General features: G+C 60.7%; 3 protein-coding genes. All 3 read right to left on the bottom strand.

Annotated features, from left to right (window positions below):
• The coding region (locus ACFWXH_RS31260; protein ID WP_379125315.1) for a formate--tetrahydrofolate ligase at window positions 1-452 on the bottom strand (452 nt) is incomplete at its 3' end.
• Between the two features lie 97 nt (window positions 453-549).
• A complete protein-coding gene (gene folD, locus ACFWXH_RS31255; protein ID WP_054310259.1) occupies window positions 550-1434 on the bottom strand; it encodes a bifunctional methylenetetrahydrofolate dehydrogenase/methenyltetrahydrofolate cyclohydrolase FolD in 885 nt (294 codons plus the stop codon).
• A gap of 13 nt (window positions 1435-1447) precedes the next feature.
• Window positions 1448-1921, bottom strand: a complete 474-nt coding sequence (locus ACFWXH_RS31250) for a hypothetical protein (RefSeq protein WP_379125314.1) — start codon at window positions 1919-1921, stop codon at window positions 1448-1450.
• Between the last annotated feature and the right edge of the window lie 303 nt (window positions 1922-2224).

Below are 2224 nucleotides of genomic sequence, written 5' to 3'. Positions count from 1 at the left end.
ATGTGGTTGTCGATCAGGGCCGACAGAAGGTTGTGGGCGGTGGTGATGGCGTGGAAGTCGCCGGTGAAGTGCAGGTTCATGTCTTCCATCGGCACGACCTGGGCATAACCGCCGCCTGCGGCACCACCCTTGACGCCGAAATTGGGTCCAAGCGAAGCTTCGCGAATGCACACCACCGCCTTCTTGCCGATGCGGTTGAGGCCATCGCCGAGGCCGACCGTGGTGGTGGTCTTGCCTTCGCCGGCCGGTGTCGGGTTGATGGCGGTGACCAGGATCAGCTTGCCGTCCTTGTTGCCCTTCACCGACTTGATGAACTCGGCCGAGATCTTGGCCTTGTCGTGGCCGTAGGGCAGCAGATGCTCGTTGGGAATGCCGATCTTTTCCCCGATCGACTGGATCTGCTGCTTCTTCGCGCCACGCGCGATCTCAATGTCACTCTTGTACTCGGCCATGAGGGCTCTCCTCCCTTGTCTTTTGTCCGTTCCGGCTTCCTGAATTCCAGCGCCGGGCTCAATCTAAATCCTGCGTTTCACGCAAGGACGGTCTCGCCTATGCCCTCTGACCAGCCGCGCGAATGGCCGAGGCGAGCGTGTTCGACATGAGAAGCGCGATCGTCATCGGGCCGACGCCGCCTGGCACGGGGGTGATCGCGCTTGCCGCGGGCAAAGCCTCGTCATAGGCGACGTCGCCTACCAGGCGTGCCTTGCCGTTTTCGCCGGCGGGCAACCGGTTGATGCCGACATCGATTACGACCGCCCCCGGCTTGACCCAGTCGCCCTTGATCATTTCAGGACGGCCGACGGCGGCAACGAGAATATCGGCGGTGCGGCAGATCTCGGGAAGGTCCTTCGTCTTTGAATGTGCGACCGTGACCGTGGCGTTTGCGGCCAGAAGCAGGTTGGCCATCGGCTTGCCGACGATGTTGGACCGGCCGACGACGACCGCATTGAGACCCGACAGATCGCGGCCAAGGGCGCGTTCAATCAGCAACATCGAACCGGCGGGCGTGCAGGGTACGAAGGCCGTCTCCAATTCGCCGGCACCCAGCTTGCCGATATTGACGAAATGGAAGCCGTCGACGTCCTTGTCGGGCGAGATGGTCTGGATGATGCGGCCGGCATCGATCTGCTTCGGCAGCGGCAATTGCACCAGGATGCCATGGATGGTGTCATCGGCGTTGAGTTGCTCGATCAGCGCGACAAGATCTTCCTCGGACGTGTTGTCAGGCAGCGTGTGCTGGATGGAATGAAAGCCACATTCCTTGGCTCTCTTTCCCTTGGAAGCAACGTAGACCTGACTGGCGGGATCCTCACCGACGATGACGACGGCGATGCCGGGCTGTGTGCCGGTTCTTGCCACCAGATCCTGCGTCGCCGTCTTGATGCCGGCGACCAGTTCTTCGGCGACAGCCTTGCCGTCGATGATCGTGCTCATGGAATGTCCTTTGTCAATTCGATGCGAGCTGGGGGAGATCGCCGGTGTCGAGCGGAATGCGATCAAGACTGATCGCGTTCCGCTCTACTCCCTGATTTTGTCGCATGATCTCTGCTGGAAAAGTCTGCAACTTTTCCGGATCATGCTCCGGACAGCCGGGCGAGGGGATCTTCCCGAAACGCTGGCGGCAATAGGAGAGCATCAGCCGCGCGCCACGTGCGTAGATGTCGCCACTGTCGGTCGAGGCGCTTTCGCGCGCAGCTGCAAGCACCACGTTGACGGATTCGCGGGTGCGGAAAGGCATCAGGTCGGTACATTCCAGCATCGCGCCAAAGATGGTCGTCACCGGGACCGCGCAGCCTTCGACGAATACCGCGGGCTCCTGTGTGTCGCCGTCGCCCTCAAGCGTGTCCGTGGCGTCCTGAAAGGCCTGGTGGAGGGTAATCGGGGCGTGGCCCTGGTGAAGGTCATACAAAACTTTCGGCACGGCTGCCTCGTCGTCTCGAGTGAGCTTTCGCGACGCTCGGAGCGATTGACATCATATCGCACCTTGCATCTTGTGAAAGATATTTGCACATAAGGAAAAGGCAGGCAAGGCATGTTTCGATGGAAATTCTCCACCTTTCGACCATGATTTGTGACGTCTGAGCCAACCGTTCTGCACCCCTCAGGAGCGTGGTCTGGTCTTCTGCGGATCGTAGTGGGCGAAGGGAACGACCCGGGCAGGAAGGCGCTTCTGGTGGCCGTCGAGCTTGCCGATCTCGACTTCGGTTCCGACTTCTGAATGGGT

Origin of the sequence: Mesorhizobium sp. NPDC059054 (genome assembly GCF_042739215.1) — a bacterium.
In the GTDB taxonomy this organism is placed as follows: Bacteria; Pseudomonadota; Alphaproteobacteria; order Rhizobiales; family Rhizobiaceae; genus Mesorhizobium.
Note: the sequence above shows the minus strand (reverse complement) of the source record. Positions and strands in the feature narration are given on the sequence as shown.

Excerpts from the sequence above, each read along its gene's own strand:
- folD (WP_054310259.1), bottom strand. The coding sequence starts at position 1,434 with ATGAGCACGATCATCGACGGCAAGGCTGTCGCCGAAGAACTGGTCGCC.